This is a genomic window from Zooshikella harenae (assembly GCF_018837975.1).
GTDB classification, from domain to species: domain Bacteria; phylum Pseudomonadota; class Gammaproteobacteria; order Pseudomonadales; family Zooshikellaceae; genus Zooshikella; species Zooshikella harenae.
In genome coordinates this window covers 68,157-86,242 of record NZ_JAGSOY010000018.1, presented here as the reverse complement: position 1 = coordinate 86,242, position 18,086 = coordinate 68,157, and the positions used below count along the sequence as shown (strand labels likewise).

16 protein-coding genes are annotated in these 18,086 nt (G+C 39.0%); 5 read left to right on the top strand and 11 right to left on the bottom strand.

Annotated elements, in window-relative coordinates:
* Positions 1 to 322: 322 nt before the first annotated feature.
* Positions 323 to 1,003 (bottom strand): class I SAM-dependent methyltransferase, encoded by a 681-nt coding sequence (locus KCG35_RS09950; protein ID WP_215819545.1) that lies wholly within the window; start codon positions 1,001 to 1,003, stop codon positions 323 to 325.
* A 399-nt stretch (positions 1,004 to 1,402) separates the two neighbouring features.
* On the opposite strand from KCG35_RS09950, the gene KCG35_RS09945 reads away from it, so the two are divergent.
* The 3 genes from KCG35_RS09945 to KCG35_RS09935 all read left to right on the top strand — a co-directional run bounded on the left by KCG35_RS09945 (position 1,403) and on the right by KCG35_RS09935 (position 7,084).
* Complete coding sequence (locus tag KCG35_RS09945) at positions 1,403 to 3,637, top strand: M4 family metallopeptidase (RefSeq protein WP_215819544.1); 2,235 nt, start codon at positions 1,403 to 1,405, stop codon at positions 3,635 to 3,637.
* Between the two features lie 379 nt (positions 3,638 to 4,016).
* A complete protein-coding gene (locus tag KCG35_RS09940; RefSeq protein ID WP_215819543.1) occupies positions 4,017 to 5,462 on the top strand; it encodes a C10 family peptidase in 1,446 nt (481 codons plus the stop codon).
* Positions 5,463 to 5,665: 203 nt separating this feature from the next.
* A complete protein-coding gene (locus tag KCG35_RS09935; RefSeq protein WP_215819542.1) occupies positions 5,666 to 7,084 on the top strand; it encodes a S28 family serine protease in 1,419 nt (472 codons plus the stop codon).
* Positions 7,085 to 7,190: 106 nt separating this feature from the next.
* Here the strand turns inward: KCG35_RS09935 and KCG35_RS09930 are convergent, their stop codons facing one another.
* Positions 7,191 to 7,718 carry a hypothetical protein gene (locus KCG35_RS09930; protein WP_215819541.1) on the bottom strand — a complete coding sequence of 176 codons (528 nt, stop codon included), beginning with the start codon at positions 7,716 to 7,718 and terminating at the stop codon, positions 7,191 to 7,193.
* A gap of 170 nt (positions 7,719 to 7,888) precedes the next feature.
* Positions 7,889 to 8,299, bottom strand: coding sequence for a MerR family transcriptional regulator (locus KCG35_RS09925; RefSeq protein ID WP_215819540.1), 411 nt, complete (start codon positions 8,297 to 8,299; stop codon positions 7,889 to 7,891).
* Positions 8,300 to 8,482: 183 nt separating this feature from the next.
* Here KCG35_RS09925 and KCG35_RS09920 point away from each other — a divergent pair, with 183 nt between their 5' ends.
* Positions 8,483 to 9,595, top strand: coding sequence for an AAA family ATPase (locus KCG35_RS09920; protein WP_215819539.1), 1,113 nt, complete (start codon positions 8,483 to 8,485; stop codon positions 9,593 to 9,595).
* Between the two features lie 21 nt (positions 9,596 to 9,616).
* Here KCG35_RS09920 and KCG35_RS09915 read toward each other — a convergent pair whose 3' ends face one another.
* From KCG35_RS09915 to thiD, 3 genes are all read right to left on the bottom strand, one after another.
* Complete coding sequence (locus KCG35_RS09915; protein ID WP_215819538.1) at positions 9,617 to 10,567, bottom strand: T3SS effector HopA1 family protein; 951 nt, start codon at positions 10,565 to 10,567, stop codon at positions 9,617 to 9,619.
* 168 nt (positions 10,568 to 10,735) lie between these two features.
* Positions 10,736 to 11,452 carry a glycosyltransferase family 25 protein gene (locus KCG35_RS09910; protein ID WP_215819537.1) on the bottom strand — a complete coding sequence of 239 codons (717 nt, stop codon included), beginning with the start codon at positions 11,450 to 11,452 and terminating at the stop codon, positions 10,736 to 10,738.
* A 154-nt stretch (positions 11,453 to 11,606) separates the two neighbouring features.
* Entirely contained in the window at positions 11,607 to 12,419 is an 813-nt protein-coding gene (gene thiD, locus KCG35_RS09905; protein WP_215819536.1) for a bifunctional hydroxymethylpyrimidine kinase/phosphomethylpyrimidine kinase, read from the bottom strand.
* A 278-nt stretch (positions 12,420 to 12,697) separates the two neighbouring features.
* Here thiD and KCG35_RS09900 point away from each other — a divergent pair, with 278 nt between their 5' ends.
* Positions 12,698 to 14,176 (top strand): FAD-binding protein, encoded by a 1,479-nt coding sequence (locus KCG35_RS09900; RefSeq protein WP_215819535.1) that lies wholly within the window; start codon positions 12,698 to 12,700, stop codon positions 14,174 to 14,176.
* Positions 14,177 to 14,258: 82 nt separating this feature from the next.
* Here KCG35_RS09900 and KCG35_RS09895 read toward each other — a convergent pair whose 3' ends face one another.
* The 5 genes from KCG35_RS09895 to KCG35_RS09875 form a co-directional block, all read right to left on the bottom strand.
* On the bottom strand, positions 14,259 to 14,597 hold the full coding sequence (locus tag KCG35_RS09895; protein WP_215819534.1) for a hypothetical protein: 339 nt from the start codon (positions 14,595 to 14,597) through the stop codon (positions 14,259 to 14,261).
* Positions 14,598 to 14,885: 288 nt separating this feature from the next.
* Positions 14,886 to 15,368 carry a hypothetical protein gene (locus KCG35_RS09890; RefSeq protein ID WP_215819533.1) on the bottom strand — a complete coding sequence of 161 codons (483 nt, stop codon included), beginning with the start codon at positions 15,366 to 15,368 and terminating at the stop codon, positions 14,886 to 14,888.
* Between the two features lie 53 nt (positions 15,369 to 15,421).
* Positions 15,422 to 15,760 (bottom strand): hypothetical protein, encoded by a 339-nt coding sequence (locus tag KCG35_RS09885; RefSeq protein WP_215819532.1) that lies wholly within the window; start codon positions 15,758 to 15,760, stop codon positions 15,422 to 15,424.
* A gap of 530 nt (positions 15,761 to 16,290) precedes the next feature.
* The gene (locus KCG35_RS09880) at positions 16,291 to 16,647 is read right to left on the bottom strand and encodes a DMP12 family DNA mimic protein (RefSeq protein WP_215819531.1); all 357 of its coding nucleotides are present in this window, start codon (positions 16,645 to 16,647) and stop codon (positions 16,291 to 16,293) included.
* On the bottom strand, positions 16,647 to 18,071 hold the full coding sequence (locus KCG35_RS09875; RefSeq protein ID WP_215819530.1) for an RHS repeat-associated core domain-containing protein: 1,425 nt from the start codon (positions 18,069 to 18,071) through the stop codon (positions 16,647 to 16,649). Before KCG35_RS09875 ends, KCG35_RS09880 begins: the two co-directional genes overlap by 1 nt.
* Positions 18,072 to 18,086 lie beyond the last annotated feature (15 nt).

Sequence of the window (18,086 nt, the reverse complement as noted above, 5' to 3'; positions counted from 1 at the left end):
TAACGTAAGACGTCGTGGGAAAAGTTTGCTTAATGACCTAGTGGAGTTATTGGTATAACCCCCTAGGAATACATATAGAGCCAACTTTTTGTGATGGACGTTTCTTAACCAACAGGAATAGTTGCACAAAAAACAAGCAGACTTAAGTTGAATGGGTTATATATGATTACTTTCTCACATTGCCATATAAAAAAGTAATTCACACTTTACAATTGACACAGGTATCAGTTAGAGCTTCCTCTAATGTGTGCTAATAATAAGTTGTTTTCACAACCAAAAGCAAACTACCGTACAAATTATGATCATTTAAAAGCAGATATTCTTATTTCAAAAATGAGGCGTGTTGCTTTTGAATGAGAATTACATCATTCCCAACAATTTCAAACTCAATCGGATAACAATTACTCAGATACTCAAGCACTTGAGGACTAAAAAAAGAAATATGCGTTAAATCCCGAATATAATGCCAATTTGCAAAAGCTCGTTGATTTGTCACAAGTTTTGTCATTAAGCCTAGCCATCCTCCAGGTTTTAACAATGCTAACCATTGTTTAAAATAAAATAGCGGGTCAGCCAAATGCTCAATAACCTCCGTTGCAGTAATAAAATCATAACGCTGACTAAACACTGACTTGTCAGGGTAATAAAATAAATCATATTTATTAATCAAAAATCCTTTTTCCTCCAACATAGCTGCCAATGCGGGTCCTGGTCCACAACCAAAATCCAACCCTTTAGCACTGACAGCCAGTTTGGGAAGTAAGGGATTCATAACTCTAGACAGAAAACGACGATAACCTTGATCGTAAATATCATTCTGGTGTTGATCATAGATTTTCTTTTCTTCCTCGGCCGTTAAATGATAGGAAGTAGGAACAAAAATAAAATTACACGTAGTACACTGCATGTAGGCTCGATACTTATCTTGATGATATAGCTGCAAGCCTGTTGCAGTGCATAGCGGGCAGTGAGAAATTGACTTGCTCAAATTATTTATATTCATTATTTACTATAGGGCACCTCTAAAAATAGTGATTTTTTTGTGAGAGAAAGGAAGCACTGCACGGAGTACCACAGTGTATAAAAAAATACATGCGGGATAAACAGCGACTGCATGTTTAGCGATAGCAGCCTAAAGTATGTATTCATGCTAACAGAGCTATGAGTTCAGCGCTGACACAGCTATCACGGAAAAAGCGCATTATTAGCGGTGCCCTATACTTGAACGCCAATAAAATATGTATTGTTCATATACTTTTCAGAGTCATAGCTAACAACTAATAGCTATTAATATACATTAACAATATCGCGAACTATAAGCCACTTTTGTTATTTGGCAACTCATAAATACAGGTCTACATTCTTTAGCACAAGGACACTATCTGTCAGGGAGACAAATTACATGCTATTTAATCGTATACAGACACATTTCTGTGCTATCAACAAAATAAAACAAATAACATATGGTTTACTCTATTTTTATGCACTACCGTTCAGTTTTTATGCGCATAGCGCAACAATGGAATTAATTCCAACAACCAAACCAACGCCAACTCAATCACTTACAACATTAAGCCATTTAACTTCATTAGAAAGCTTGCAGCTAATCACTCGTGTTAAAGTAAGTGAGCTGCTTATTAAGCATCGTTATCAACAGTACTATCAAGGCGTTCCAGTATGGAACTCAAATCTTGTCGCAAGTTACAATCATCAAAACCAACTACTGAATATTTCAGGCTTTTTGCTTAGAGATATTCAATCAGATATTCAATCAATACAGCCCTCTCTTTCAGCATTACAGGCATTAAACATTGCATTTGAAGCAGAAAACATCTCCCATAATCAGTCATCCTTAAATGCCTCAACAAATAAAATAAACAGCCCATTTATAAATAATAAAAAAGCAGACCTGTACATTTATCTTGATAAGCTCGGAAAGGCACGGCTCGTTTACATTGTATCGTTTATGGCTCACACCTTAAACCCAAAACGACCGTTCTACATTATTGATGCGCACGATAAAACCATTATTGATTATTGGCAAGGATTAACTACTCGCCAAGCAACAGGTCCAGGAGGAAATGAAAAAACTGGTATTTATCACTATGGCACAGATTATGATTACTTAACTGTTAGCGACGACTGTCGTATGACAGGTCCCTATATTGATACTGTTGATCTCAACCATAATACCGCACGTGGTAAAGTGCACCAATTCCCCTGTGCCAACAATACTTATAAAGCCATAAATGGTGCTTTTTCACCTCTAAATGATGCCCACTTTTTTGGTACAACGATCCTCAACATGTATGAAGAGTGGTTTAATATTGTTCCTTTACAAATGCGTTTAACAATACAAGTTCACTATCGCCGGTATTATGAAAATGCATTCTGGGATGGACGTAATGTAACATTTGGCGATGGCTACAAATCATTTTACCCTTTAGTTAGTCTTGACGTGGTTTCTCATGAAGTGGCACATGGTTTTACTGAGCAACATTCAAATTTAATATACCGAAAACAACCTGGTGGCATTAACGAATCCTACTCCGATATCGCAGGTGAAGTAGCAGAATACTACCTCAATAAGAAAAATGACTGGATGGTAGGCAGCTCCATTACTAAAACGACAGGTGCCTTACGTTATTTTGCAGATCCCACGCTCGATGGTCGCTCCATTGACCATGCTGATGACTATACTTGGGGCTTGGATGTTCATTTTACCTCAGGTGTTTTTAATAAAGCATTTTATTTATTAGCGACTACACCTGGCTGGGATATCCGCAAAGCCTTCACCCCCTTTATGTTGGCAAACCAAATTTATTGGCGAGCTGAATCTCAGTTCAATGAAGCAGGCTGTGGGGTTGTTCAATCGGCTAAAGACCTAAAGCTTAACGCTGATGATGTCGAATCAGCATTTGCTCAAGTTGGTGTTAATGCTAGTTGCCAATCCCCTAATGATTCCGTCATAAAAATAGAGCATAAAAAAACCGTATCAGACCTATCAGCAGACAAAGCACAAGCCTTATTTTTCCAAATGCCTGTCCCTTTTGGTATGCATAATTTGATATTTAAAGTATGGGGAGGCACTGGAAACGTCGATCTTTATATGCGACATAGAAACAAACCAACCCGCTTCATGTGGGATTGTCGTCCATTCGAAAATACCAATGATGAACTTTGTCAAATAGACCAACCTAAAGCAGGCACCTACTACATTATGCTTTATGGTCGTGAAGCGTTTCAGCAGGTTTCTCTTCAGGGTAGTTATGAAATGCGGGTTATTGACTACACCAATAGTACAACTGTTGATATACCTGACCGAGACTTCGAAGGGGTTAATAGTGATATAAAAGTGGGTTTAGGTAATACTGTTATTCGAGCCAGAGTAACTGTCGATATTACACATCCAGATATCGGTGATATTGCCATCAGTTTAACTCCACCTAATGGACAACGCTTTTTACTAAAACAATACATGTCACAAGAAGGCCAACGAGATCTTAAAGCCCGCTATGAAATACAATTAGATAACTTACAGCAAGGGGGCATCTGGCATCTGAATGTAAAAGATGTATTTTCACGGTATACCGGAACGCTCAACAGTTGGCGGTTAGAGTTGTTTGATGATGAATAGTTCTTTTCGCTAATACACCAGTGTATACCTGTTATGTTCTCTATCAGGTATGCACTGCCTACTCATAAAGACTTTACATGGTTCCTTACTCACCTACCTATACTCATCACGAATTATTTTTATAGGCAATTGCCCTCTCCTTTTTGATGAATTTATTAATGCTATTTGATACATTTATGTAATTATACCCTTCACGAATCATTGATTCATCACTTGACGGTCGCCCCCTTGTGCCCAAGGAGTATAAAAACCCTTCATTATGGGTATATTATTTATTCAAAAACAGAAAAGCACATTAGTACTTATTTATTGTGATTAAAAAAGTACTCACCTAATACATCATTCATCTCGCGTGTTATATCTTCCAAGGAAAGGCATTATGTTCAAATTAACAATAACTAGTAAAAACACGAAGAAAACTCATCTTATTAGTAAGTTAACGAGCTGTTTTTTACTCTCTTTCACATCAACTGCTTTTTCTGCAGATATCAGTCATTCTACAGCCCAAGTACTTGCTACCCAATTTTTTAAAAATAAATACTCTACTGGTGCTGTCACAGTCACACATGAACTCACTAAATATGATAAAAATGACAAAGTAAAAGCTTATATTTTCCAAATAAATCATCACGGCTTTGTTATTGTCGCTGCACAACAACAGCATAATCCTATTTTAGCTTTTAGTGATTCTCACGGAGAAATGACTTTTTTGGAAAATCACTCTCCATTGATGGACTGGCTTGCAGATTTCACACCACCTAGCTCAAAGCCTACTTCTCACAACGCTATTAGTCATCAACCTTCACGAACTAATACGGCAGTTACGCCTTTAACAACAACACAATGGTCACAAAACGGTTTCTATAATGACTTAGTACCCAACGAATCCCTGACAGGTTGTGTAGCGACTGCCATTGCACAATTTTTGAAATACCATAATTATCCTGAACACGGGTATAGTAACAACAGTTACTCCTACCCAGAGCAAGATACTATTTCAACAGATTACTGGTCAACGTATTATCATTGGAATAACATGCCTGACCAGCTTTTAGCTGCAAATAATGATGTTGCCACCCTTATGTTTCAGAGTGGCACAGCAGTAAAAACACTGTATGGTTCAAGAGTATCTTTAGCACCTATGCGCTTTATCCCAAATGCCTTAGAAAAACACTTTAATTACATTACCCATGGCTTTGAGTATGTCAGCCAGTTTGAAAACCACCAAGCCTGGCGTGATCTTATTATTCAAGAGTTGAAAGCAAAACGAGTCGTTATTTTAACGGGGTTAAGTGGTAGAGATGGTCATGCCTGGATTGTCGATGGCCATGATGGTAATAATTACTTTCACATGAATTGGGGCTGGGGAGGTAACATGAATGGTTACTTTCAACTAACATCACCAGCTCCTCGTGGTAGTTATAATTTTAACCAACGCATGGCTTTTGTTAGGGCAGCCCCACGCCCCTCTTTAAATCATATTCCTTTTTGTGAAGGCACACAGTATCTCACCAAAAATCGAGGAGAGCTCAACGACGGTAGCCAACAGTGGAATTATCCTGTTAATAGTGACTGTAAATTTATTATTCAACCAAGCACCACTGGTCAATTAAAACTACAGTTTCAGTCATTTAAGACCGAGAGAAATCATGACTTTGTCACCATCTATGATGGTACTACAACAGCAGCGCCAGTGATTGGCCAATACCATGGTTCTTCACTACCAGGTACAATTTCCAGCCAAAGTGGTCGTTTATTAGTCCACTTTACCAGCGATGATATTGTCAGTGACAAGGGCTGGACAGCTCACTATTGGGTTCAATAAGATATTTTGGGTATACTTCAATTTGAGTACACCTATTGAAAAAAAGTCTTAGATTCAAAGCATACATGCAAGGACAATAGGGGTTGTCCTTGCATTAAAATTATAATTTTGGGAATCTACTACCTGTTGTTACTGTTTTCGCAATTAAACAAATAATTATTCCAATAAACGATTCTTTACCATGGATTAAGGTAACTCACTCTATGCTAACAAATAGAATAATAATACGCCTATTTTTCCTTTACTTGACGCTTATTTTTTCTACCTGGAGCTCAGCTCAAACTCACCCGGCCAGTCTCACCCAAAATATAGATATACTGAGCTATTTGCAGGCTATACCTGGCATGGAAGCCGAAGAGCTCGATAATCCACCATCGGGTTATCAAAATATTTTAATACGGTATAGTCAACCTATTGATCATGATCGTCCTTGGCTAGGCACGTTTAAACAACGAATGGTTTTACTCCATCGTGATAAAAATGCACCTATGGTCTTAGCCACTAATGGCTATACTATCTCAGTTAGCACATACCGGTATAACTTAACGCAAATACTTAATGCCAACCAATTAAAGATAGAGCATCGTTTTTTTGCGGAGTCCACCCCCAACCCCAAAGACTGGCAATACCTGACGATTAAACAAGCCGCTGCAGACCACCATCGAATAGTTTCAGCAATACGTCCTTTTTATACTGGGAAATGGGTTTCTCGTGGCAGTAGTAAAGGTGGAATGACAGCAATTTATCATCGTCGTTTTTATCCTGATGATGTTGATGGTACGGTGGCAAATGTTGCACCACAAAGTTTTGGGCGTCTTGATCCTCGGTATGTCACCTTCCAACAGCAAGTCGGACCCGCTAGCTGCCGTAAAGTACTAAAACAATACCAGCGCGAACTGCTGCAACGACGTGATGTTATGAAAGCCTATATTCAGCGTTATGGTAATGAGACAGGAATGAATTTTAGTCTTAAAGGGGGGTTGGACCAAGTACTGGATATGACCGTAGGCGAACTGTATTTTCAGTTCTGGCAATATGGAGACATTGCTAACTGTAAAGATATACCCACTACTGATGCCACAGATGCCGACCTATTTAGTTTTATGAAAAAGTGGGGGCCACTGTATTTCTTAAGCGATATCGGACGGGAAACATACGAACCCTACTTTTATCAAGCAATTACTCAGCTTGGCTACCCCCGCCTTATGACTGGACACTTAACAGATTTACTACAGTATGATCCTAATAATTATCGTCCTTATGTCTCAAAGTGGCCTTCTCAAACCTTTGACTATCGTGCTATGTGGGATATCGCAAATTTTGTCGTATTAAAAAGCGCTAACCTAATGTTATTTTATGGTGATATAGACCCATGGACAGCAGGTGCTTTCTTTCTACCTAACTCAGCCAAGCGGAGTACTCATACATTCTGGGTTAAGGATGGTAACCATGGCACCAATATTTTAACCGTCAGTGAAGAAGACCAGCAAAAGGCTTTTGCTATGTTAAAGCAATGGACAGGCGTTGAACCTAAAGTGCCTTCGGTTATGTTACGTCATTCAGGTCAACCAGAGGATGAGCAAGCATTATTCAATGAAGACTTGATTAGACGTCCGTTGTAGTCTAAATAAACAGTTTTATATATAAACATTTTTAGATCAATCCATTACCTGCAACTGAGGTCTTGTCTGACCTCAGTTGCATAAGCTTATGAGTGTAGATAACACACTAAACTTGACATGAACCAACAACATCAAATGTAAGCTGCCCTGAAAATTGACGTATTGTTAATTGGCCATGATATTCCATATAATTTAAAGTGTTGCCTGTTTTGTTTTTTATCAACTCAACACTTATGGTTGGCTCATCTCTTACAGTAAACTTTTCAAATTGATCCCGAATTTCAGCTAATTGCAAACGCCTTAATCGACCATTAATCACCATTTTAGCTTCTGAACCATTAGCAAAACGTGTAAAAATAAATTTCCAGGTTTGTGGCTGTCTTGGGTTAAAGTAATTCGCGTCATTTTCCAACATAAAATTGCAAAAATTACTATATTGTTCTCCCGTCATCACCCCAATAGCGATAGGGATCTTAGGCTCGTCAATATTATTCTTCTCAAATAATGACTCAGCCGTATTACATCCCATAAGTTGTATAACAACCACGAGAAGAGATACAGGCTTACTACAACGTAAAAGGATAGTTAACTTTTTTCTCACCCAAAATAAGAAAGTGATAAAATTGACCAACATGATTGCCTTCCTGAGCCTTCTTCATTTCCACTTATATTGATTTATTAACAAGCGAACACAATCATCACGCACAATTATCACTATAGTTGAACAACCACCAGGCTATTTATATGAAAGGGGATTATACACAGCTGTAGTTTATAACTGCAGACAGACCGCTAACCAAACACTCAATCCTCATGGTACCAATGATCAATCAACTGACAAACAGAATCACCATTGGGCACACCATCAGGTAAGGCCATCCACTGATCCAATGCCGTTTCCATACGGACAAGTAATGCACTTAACTCCGCTATTTGCTGTTTAACTTGAGGGATATGCTGGGCCAACAAATCCCTCACCATAGGGCATGGTGAATCACCTTGCTTTGCATGTTGTAATATTTGCTTTATTTCTTTCAAACTGAAGCCTAATGTTCTTGCCCTCAAGATAAAACTTAACTGCCGCTTATCTTCTCCATTGTATACATGGTAACCATTTGCAGGGTCTCGATGTGGCGACAACAATCCTTGCCGTGTATAAAATCGTACCGTCTCAGTGGTAACACCTACCCATTTTGCTAACTGACTTGCTTTCATACCAAAGGACTCCTATTAGCTTACTGATGTATTAGTGGCGTTACGTTCCCTAGTGCTTGCGCCCCCCCTTTTACACTCTACTTTAAAACTTAAGTGCTACACATAGGTCAAGCTCAGTTGCTTATTCAGTGCTAAGCTAAAGAGCATCTTCTCTAATTTGATGTAGTCATTAACGCTAAGCTGATGATCAAACAGATAAGCATAGAAGGCTACCGTTCTATTCGTGAGCTTTCACTGCCACTGCACCCGGTGAACGTATTGGTGGGTCCTAATGGGTGTGGTAAGACAAATTTATACCGAGCTTTGCTCTTATTATCAAAAGCGGCTAAAGGAGATTTTGCTCAGTCCATTATCTATGAAGGCGGTATGCCATTAGCACTTTGGGCAGGCGAAAAACGACACAGTGACACAAAGCGAACGCTTCGAAGAATCAAGCTCGCAGTTTCATTTGAAGAGCTGAGTTATGAATTACATGCCGGGCTAACCCCTAAAACCCCAGCCAATACCTGCTTTGAGTTTGACCCTGCATTTAGAGAGGAATATGTTTGGCTTAAAGAAAAGCGGCGTCAAAGCAACACACTATTAGCAAGAAAGTCTACATCAGTGTGGCTAACACATGCCGATAGAAAGCGTTATGAATATCCTGTGGCACTGTTACCTAGTGAGTCAGTCTTATCGCAGCTACAAGAACCCCATTTATATCCTGAACTTTTCACCCTTCGTGAATTGTTACTGCAATGGCGTTTCTACCACTATTTTGATACAGGGCCTCCCGCCGCAGTCCGTCAACCGCAAGTCGGTACACTCACCCCGGTTCTCAGTCATAATGGCAATGACTTGGCCGCTGCGTTACAAACTATCATTGAGACTGGCGATGAATCGACCTTACATGAAATTATTGAAACAGCCTTCCCTGATTCAAGGCTTCTGATTGAACCTAATCATGGCCGGTTTGCCATTTACTTACAAAAAGACGGTATACGCCGTCCCTTTGAAGCCCGAGAGCTATCTGATGGCACATTAAGGTTCTTATGCCTGACTGCAGCATTACTGAGCCCAAGACCGCCCAGTCTGCTCGCATTAAATGAGCCTGAAACTACGCTTCACCCTGATTTGTTGCCCGCGCTGACATTGCTGATTGGTCATGCGGCTAAATACTCACAGCTATTTATTACAACTCACTCATACTCACTCGCAGAGGTTATTGCAGATTTATGTAATACCCAGCCTATCATTTTAGAAATGCTGGATGGAGAAACACGCTGGGTCAATGAGCCAATGACTATGAATAAATAAGAAAAGAAAGCAGTTTGATTATTACCTTAAGCCATGGGCTCTCAGTACTCGTTGCGCAAAGGCATCAGCTCTTAGTGTTGAGGTACCTGTAATTCTTGCAATATTTGCATTACGCTTCTGTGTCGGATAATCACGGATGCTCTGTAATAGCCGTTTGTGAGAACGCTTGACGACAAAGGCAGGGGCATTGGGATTAAAGCCCATTCGATAAGCATGATAACTTATATGCCCAGCCATATTTTCTTGAGTCGTATCTCTATGTCCACCTAACGTACGAAACGATTCAACCGCATTAGCAATGACCTGCTTACGTGCTGTACCATGACTACTACTTAATCTAGGGTGTGCTTCAGAATACGACATACCTGGCATACCTGGAATAGGCTCCATACCATAAGGCGTATGTTGCACAAAAGCCGTTGGATCATTAACACGCTGGGATATACGGCGGGCAGTTCTTTGTGCTGTACCAAAGCTATGATGACGCATATACATAATCGCATCATCCGTTCTCTGGCCTAAACGATCTGGCCCCATCATTTTTGTCTGTCTTACACTAGGGTTTGATACCAATTCTCTTGCCATAGCCCGAGATACTTGTTGAGACCTTTGCGGGTTAATGTTCAAGGTAATACGTGCTCGACTATGAATAGTTCCAGCAAGTGGCATGATACGATAAGAAAATTTATGTGCAGCCCGACGAAAGCCTCGTCTCAGCATGTACTGAGCAGGTGACTCTCCACGATTACCCTGAGGGTAAACCTGTACAGGTACAGTGGGATCAGCATGAAGTGCCTGTAAAGAAAGCAAATGATTCATTTGCTGTGGTTGACTGAGCTGAGTAGAACCAGGAGAGTGCGTATCATATAGCGTACGCGCGCGCTGTTGAAGCTGAGCATTGCTAGCTCCCCCAGCTGATGAGGTATGGGTTTGTGTTGCCCACTGCGTCATACTTTCAAGTGAGTCAGGCATATCCTTTCACCTTATTACCGTCCATGGTTTAGCGTCTTTAGCTACAGATTCTAACAATGCTATTTCCATTAGTGATGTTAGTAACCATAGCTATTAATAATCAAAGCTGCCAGATAAAAGCAAAATACACTGTCATTTAAGTGTAGTATGAATTTCTTAGCAGACTGCTTATTCTGGCACAGCCACAGCAGGTTCATCACTTTTTCTTTGCCGCTTACGCTTCCAGTAACTCGGGCGATTTAATAGCGTGTATTTGATATTTTTCAATGCGGACCAATATTGGTAACGACGATTCCACTGCCAGTGTTCATTGTTTAATGGAATGAAAGTTTGAGAGTTACTTTCTATATCACTACCTACAACTTGATAAGAAAGTTGTGATGTAAGCATTGGAAAAGCAAGAAAGCAATCAAAGTTTTGCTTGTAAAACTGATCAACAGGCTTTGAGCAATACTTTTGTGATACAAGCTTTTCCAAACCTTTTCGTTGTAAAATATAGGAGTGAGAACCAAATGCTCTACATCGGGCTATGCTTAGGCTTTGAGTCAACCAAAGACGTCCAAGCAAAACACCCAGGTAAAAAATATCACCTTGATTTGAGCATAAAAATTTATTAATACGCTTAAGTTGCCTTGATGAGGGTTGCTTGTGAAAAACAATATCATCTTCAAAAATCAAAATGCGCTGATAACCTTGGGCAAGCGCATGGCAGGCAATATCGCGGTGCGAGTTATAGCACCCTCGCTCTGGATTTTCTTTATCTTTTTCAACTAACCAGAACTCAACAGGATTTCCTAAAACACTAAGATTCTGTTTAGCTATTTCCTGCCTGTCTGTACGTTCCTTAAGGCTAATACAATACGCCTTATCAACGGCAAACTGCATACTACTCACCAACTACTTGAAAGGAAAATCGGCGCCTAGAATAACTGAAATATGTTGAAAAATCGAGACAGACAGGCAGTTAGTACAATAAACTTCTGCTTTATAACATATACATATTTTTAAACGAGTCCAAAAAACCTCATATTCTTAACATCTAAAAATCAAAAAAATGATTTACCGGGCCATGACCTTCACCTAGTCGCCAAGAAGTACTAAACCTCAATGCTTCAGTCAAATAGCGCTTACTTTTTTCAACAGCCACTTCCAGTGCAAAACCTTGCCCCAAATAGCTGGCCAATGCAGCAGACAGCGTACATCCTGTACCATGAGTGTTCGATGTAACAACTCTTGGCGCAGAATAGGTTTGAATTTTATCAGGCAAAATCAAAACATCAGTACAATTTTCTTGGTCTGATGAGTGTCCACCTTTTAATAGCACCGCTTTTGTCTTTAAGCCCTGCAGCTTATTAATCAGTTCGGGTTGATTTTCATCTAAATAATCATTTTTCTCCTCACCAATCAGGATATTTGCCTCTATCAAATTAGGGGTCACTACATCCGCTAAAGGAAAAAGCACATCCAGCATCGCATTAATCGCTTTTTTTTGTAGCAACGTTTTACCACTTGTAGACGCCAGCACAGTATCAACCACTAGCCACTGAGGGTTATATTCACAAAGTTTAGCGGCTACTATTTTAATAATGTCTGTATTAAATAACATCCCAGTTTTAACAGCAATAACCGAAAAATCAGTAAATACCGCATCAAGCTGTTTAGCAACATGACCCGATGAAATAGGAAATACATCTAATACACCACAGGTATTTTGCGCAGTAACAGCTGTTAATACTGTACAAGCATACCCTCCTGTGGCACTGATCGTTTTTAAATCAGCTTGAATCCCTGCACCAGCACCACTGTCAGACCCTGCAATGCTCAAAATAACGGGGGGTTGATGTCTACTCACACAACTATCCTCATTTATTTTATTGCCTTAAAACAGAACAGGCAGTAAACGTCAGGAAAAGACTATGCTGTCAGAGTTAGTCATTGCCTTTTTTCTTTTAAATTTTTTATGATGAGATTCTTCACCTTGGGTATAAGTTCGCACCATTAACTCAGAGCTAAATCATAACGTAAACATTGACAACACAATAAAAATACAAACCCCATAGTGAAAAGAATAAATATACCTACAGCGAGGAGTATTCGCTAATAATCTTTCCAACTTGGAGTAATCAGTATATGAAACAAGGATTGTCTCGCAGAAACCTAGTTAAAGGAGTCCTTACAGCCAGTGTCGTACTTGGTTTTAATACCATAACACGCACTTGGGCGACAAATGCAACCTACGCTGAAGAGCATGCTGAGGGCGCATTAGCAACCGATTTTCCTGACTTTGATGGGCAGTTACTCACGGATCCAGATTCTCTCAATCAAGCCGCAGAAGACTTTGGTCATATTGAACATAAAGTCCCCCAGGCAGTGCTTCTCCCCGCATCTAAACAAGATATCATCAAATTAATGAGATTCGCCAATCAGCACATGATTGTCGTCAGTGTCAAAGGTCAAGGTTTTTCAACTGCAGGCGAAACGCTAGCAGATGCAGGTGTTGTTATTGACACATCATCTCTCAACACAATTCAATCAATCACAAATACTACACTACACGTCGATGCCGGTGCTCGTTGGTTAGATGTTATGCCAACCTTGCTTGAGCATCAAAAAACATTACCTATCGTGGTGGACTTTCTAGAAATCACTGTTGGTGGCTCAATTTCTGTAGGGGGATTTGGCGCCCAATCCTTTAAGCATGGAGCCATGACTGATATTGTTGAATCAATAGAAATTGTGACTGGCCAAGGACAACTTCTACAGTGCTCAGCCAAAAGCAATGGCTGGTTATTTAATGCTATTCGGGCAGGTTTAGGTCAGTTTGGCATTATTGTTAGCGCATGCTTTAAACTTGAACCTGCTTTTTCAATGGCAAGGTACTTTCAATTGATTTATACCGATTTTGCAAGTTTTAGTAAAGATAATCTATTCCTCATTGAAAGTAATCGCTTTGATGGTGTCCAAGGTGGTGTGCAACCTAGTGAAACTGGAGGTTGGTTATTTATTCTGCAAGCCACAAAATATTATAATTCAGATGAAACCCCAGATAATGCAGCACTCTTGAAAGACTTGAATTATAATCCTGATGCATTGACTGTACAGGATATGCCGTTTTTAACTTTTTTAAATCGCCTGGCACCTATCATAGAATACCTCCGTAGTACTGGCCTATGGGATTATCCACATCCCTGGTGTCCTTTATTAATTCCTGCTTCTAAAGCAGAAAGCTTTGTTAATCAGACATTGCAGTCCCTGAAACCTGAAGATCTGGGTGGTGGTCCTATTTTATTATCAGGCTTTAACCACTGTAATATGCCTACACCACTATTAAGAAAACCAGACGAAAAGCACTTCTTCTATTTCTCTCTTATGCGTAATGCCACCCCTCCTACTAAAGAACGCGCAAAAGAACTCATGCTACTCAATCGTGATATTTACGAAAGTGCCCAACAATTAGGAGGGTATTACTATCCTGTAGGTGCAATTCCTATGGAACAAAAAGATTGGAGCCAACACTTTGGCCGCTACTGGCGTCCCATGAAAATGTTGAAACAATGGATGGACCCTAAACACATTCTTAATCCAGGCAGAGCTATCTTTAATAAATAGAAAGTCTATCTAAAAATGCGTTGATGCCCTTAAATATCCTGGATAATGATAATAAGTTAAAATAAGGGCATCAGTTCATTAGTTACTCAGCTGGATAAATATGAAACCAAGAAGCATCTGAGTTATCCAGTGTCGGGTAACCTTTATAGCAGCCTTTCGTTTGTACATATACATCCTGCTTGGCCGCAAAAGCCGCAAGTGCTGTACTTAAGACATGTGCTTTAACCGAAGATTCTGGAGATATCCAAAGCGATTTTTGTTCACAGCCAGACTCGTTAATAACGGTTGATACATTAACAAATACGGTCCCTGCTCCAGTAGTGCCCGCATAAACAACCTTTGCTAGAGTGTTATCTGACGCATGTAGACTGAGTGTAACTAATGATAAAACCAATGCAGTTATTCTGAAAAAGAGTCTCATATATTTCCCGTTTACTACCTGATTAATAAAGTGCAAATTTACACTTTAGCCACTAAAAAGCTTCTATAATTTATCCCTGCTCATAAGCAGATCGTTTAAATATTATGGATGACAAATCCCGCCTTCATAAAAGGCAGCCTAACTGCCACTGAACACACCGTGAATCCCTCCTTGGAGGTTGTTCGACTGCCGCTTCCCTGCGGCAGTCGGTTCAGTGACAATCAGCCAGCCTTTTTACCTAGACGGTAAACAACTTACCCCTTATTTTTTACTCAATAAGTTTAGCTACTATATATTTATTAGTGATAACTCTATTGCTTCTTTCAATTTAGCGAGAGAGTTTTTTCCTATAAAGCAATATTCTAATGGACCTCCCAAAGGAACACCCAACATTCGTGTTTCTACTCTATAAATCACGAATTTAATGTTTTCAATAACCTTATACTCAACTAATTCCCTAACTTTTACAGCTCCCTCCTTGTACTCTTTGACAATAATACTCTTCTGTTTTTCGGATTGACTAGACAATGAATAATTTACTAGCCTATGAACTATTTCAATCTCTTCTCTCCCTTTCAGAGAAAAAGATTTAATACTACAAGGAAAAAATAGTAGTTTAATAAACATGTAACTAGTCAAACATACCTCAGTATTTTTTTCACATAGTAAGTATATATCTCTTCTAAAAATATCATGCTGGTATGAGCTAACCAAACCAAAGCTTTTTATTATATTACTACTATATACTTTGCTGATAATTTCAAAAAGCATAAATATTAAAGATATTGCTTATAAATAAAATAAGATCATCATCAGCGCTTGAGTTACTCAGCTGGATAAATATGAAACCAAGAAGCATCTGACTTATCTAACGTCGGGTAACCTTTATAACACCCTTTTGTCTGCACATATACATCCTGTTTGGATGCAAAAGCCGCAAGTGCAGTGCTTAAAACATGAGCTTTCACTGTTGACTCTGAAGGTATCCAAAGAGACTTCTTTTCGCAGCCAGGCTCATTTATAACAGATGAAACATTAACAAATACTGTTCCAGCACCAGTAATGCCGGCATAAACCACCTTTGCTCGCGTGTTATCCGACGCCTGTAAATTCAGTGTTATGAATGACAAGACCAATGCAGTTATTCTAAAAAAGAGTCTCATATATTTCCCATTTACTACTCGATTAATTAATTGAAAATTTAAACTTTAGCTACTAATCATCTTTTATAATTTATTCCTGCTCACAAGCAGATCATTTAAATATGATTGGTGACAAATCCCACCTTCACAAAAGGCAACCTAATTGCCACTGAACACGCCGTAAATCCATCCCTGGAGGCTCGGCTGCCACATCCTTGTGGCAGACGGTTCAGTGACAATCAGCCAGCCTTTTTATCTATCGGTAAAAGTTGTGTCAAGCGAACTAACCTTCCTTCTTCAATTATTGATCAAGAGATTTGCCGTTTTATGCTTGATCAACTCCAATTGTACTTAACTCACACATATTTTGTTACTTTTTAAATGTAAATTTCTTCTAAAAACACGATTATAAAAAGCAATAATATTTGTAACCAAAACAATTTTTAGCACTCAAAAATCAAGCATAATATTTCGCAGGCTAATCAATATTAAAAATACCAGTCCCCAAATATTTTATTTGTGGGCAAAAAAGCCTCGAATGAGACCTTGATTCAAAAATGAAAATATATATTCCTGCTGTTTCGAATAGAGTATTCAAATAACTCTTTTAGTTTTTTAAGAAGTACATCTTCTGATTTGAAATCACTTTTTAGTCTTTCCAAAATTGCCACTTTGACATCATTTTCAATAACCCAGTCATCTTCACCTTCACCAAGTAAACTGTCGTTTAACTCAGAAATAACATCCAAAATTCCAGTCTCTGTCAAGTAATAGATTTGCTCTGATGTTACTGCGATTACGTTAGGGTGATTTAAATTATTATAACTCCATTGTATAACTTCATGATGCTCAACAGCATTCTCATCTATTGAGCTATCTGTTACAAAAATCGTATACTTATCGGACATTAGTCAGCATTCCTAATATGGGTTTGTTCTTGTAAAAAGTTTTTAGCCTCTTTACCTCTTAGAGCTCCTGTTTTTGGAATATTTCCTGAAGCATCTAGATATGTTTTTCTGTTCATGTCGTAGATTCGAAAATAGTTATTTTCATTATCACGCATTACCTTTATGCCTAACTTTTCATTTATATAGTTAGTTTTAACACCATCATGAGAAAGCTCACCTTTTATTCCTTTTGCATACTTATCAAGAGTTCCTTTTAGACTACCACTTGACCAATTTCCACTGTGCTTCAAATACGCTGCTAGCCGTTTTTGAGCTCCAGTGATAACATCATCACACGGTCCACCATTGTGCACCCAAACAAGCTGTTCACTTACAAAGTAACTTTCGTAGTCTTTAACATCAAAATTATAAGTTGTGCCAACAGTCTCTAATGATGTCCAACTAACGACTTTATGCCAACCTGTTTCGTAATTAGCAACCTCATCGCCGACATTTAGATTTACAGACTTAACCCAACCTTTTCCTTTTACCCAAAATGGATGGTCATCTGTAACGGTTAATTCAACAGAGTTTTGCGCTTTTGTCTGAAGCACCAACGTATTTAAGGGTCGATTCTCATATATATGCTGCTTAATAACAGGCTTCCAAGCAATCTCACCTGTTTCTTCATTTTTAGCAGCAAGCAGGTCACCCAGTTTAACCTCTTCAATGGGCTTTAAGCCCTCTTTAGTTTTAACCAAAGTGCCTGCTGCAAAACATCCGCAAGGTGAACGTCTAATCCATTTAAAAATCCCTCTCCCTGTTTTAGTGGCTATCTTACCAACCCCACCAGAAACAACCGTAATTGCACCATCAATAACAAGTGATTGCGCCGCCGCTGCTGCACCTTCATTTTGGTAGGTTTGGTAAGTGTCATAAGCAGTCATTGCTGCACCAACACCCCAAATAACAGCAGGAATTAAAAAGGCTAATTCACCATCAGGGTCTGCATAACCATAGGGATTATTATTTCCATAAGCATATCGGTTAAAGGTAAAAGGTGATTCAGGGTTAACACCTGCAGGGTCATACGCCAGAAAACGACCAAGTACTGGGTCATAATAACGTGCCTGCATATAAACAAGACCTAAATCTCGGTCTTGAACATGGCCAGTGAAACCACGACGATTAGAGGCAGACTTTTTGTCTTGGGTTAATTGTTCACCGTAAGGCGTATATTCTTCACGCCATAATAAGTTACCGCTTTCATCACTGGCGGCAACAGGAGTTCCCGTTAAATCATTATGATAATAAGTGATAATTTCTGCAGCCTGAACAGGCTGCATAATCATCAATGTCAGTAACCAAACAATTAGCCCATAAGTTAATTGTTTCTGTTTTAATGCAAAATTAAACATGGATAAGGATTGAAAAAATGTTTTCATTATTACAAATACTCC

Bases quoted from the DNA above. Each gene is read 5' to 3' on its own strand.
- KCG35_RS09945 (WP_215819544.1), top strand. From the start codon at position 1,403: ATGCTATTTAATCGTATACAGACACATTTCTGTGCTATCAACAAAATA.
- KCG35_RS09875 (WP_215819530.1), bottom strand. From the start codon at position 18,071: ATGAAAACATTTTTTCAATCCTTATCCATGTTTAATTTTGCATTAAAA.
- KCG35_RS09880 (WP_215819531.1), bottom strand. From the start codon at position 16,647: ATGTCCGATAAGTATACGATTTTTGTAACAGATAGCTCAATAGATGAG.
- KCG35_RS09925 (WP_215819540.1), bottom strand. From the start codon at position 8,299: ATGAAAGCAAGTCAGTTAGCAAAATGGGTAGGTGTTACCACTGAGACG.
- KCG35_RS09950 (WP_215819545.1), bottom strand. From the start codon at position 1,003: ATGAATATAAATAATTTGAGCAAGTCAATTTCTCACTGCCCGCTATGC.
- KCG35_RS09915 (WP_215819538.1), bottom strand. From the start codon at position 10,567: ATGCCTGACTCACTTGAAAGTATGACGCAGTGGGCAACACAAACCCAT.
- KCG35_RS09885 (WP_215819532.1), bottom strand. From the start codon at position 15,760: ATGAGACTCTTTTTTAGAATAACTGCATTGGTCTTGTCATTCATAACA.
- KCG35_RS09935 (WP_215819542.1), top strand. From the start codon at position 5,666: ATGCTAACAAATAGAATAATAATACGCCTATTTTTCCTTTACTTGACG.
- KCG35_RS09895 (WP_215819534.1), bottom strand. From the start codon at position 14,597: ATGAGACTCTTTTTCAGAATAACTGCATTGGTTTTATCATTAGTTACA.
- KCG35_RS09900 (WP_215819535.1), top strand. From the start codon at position 12,698: ATGAAACAAGGATTGTCTCGCAGAAACCTAGTTAAAGGAGTCCTTACA.
- KCG35_RS09940 (WP_215819543.1), top strand. From the start codon at position 4,017: ATGTTCAAATTAACAATAACTAGTAAAAACACGAAGAAAACTCATCTT.
- KCG35_RS09890 (WP_215819533.1), bottom strand. From the start codon at position 15,368: ATGCTTTTTGAAATTATCAGCAAAGTATATAGTAGTAATATAATAAAA.
- KCG35_RS09920 (WP_215819539.1), top strand. From the start codon at position 8,483: ATGATCAAACAGATAAGCATAGAAGGCTACCGTTCTATTCGTGAGCTT.
- KCG35_RS09930 (WP_215819541.1), bottom strand. From the start codon at position 7,718: ATGTTGGTCAATTTTATCACTTTCTTATTTTGGGTGAGAAAAAAGTTA.
- KCG35_RS09910 (WP_215819537.1), bottom strand. From the start codon at position 11,452: ATGCAGTTTGCCGTTGATAAGGCGTATTGTATTAGCCTTAAGGAACGT.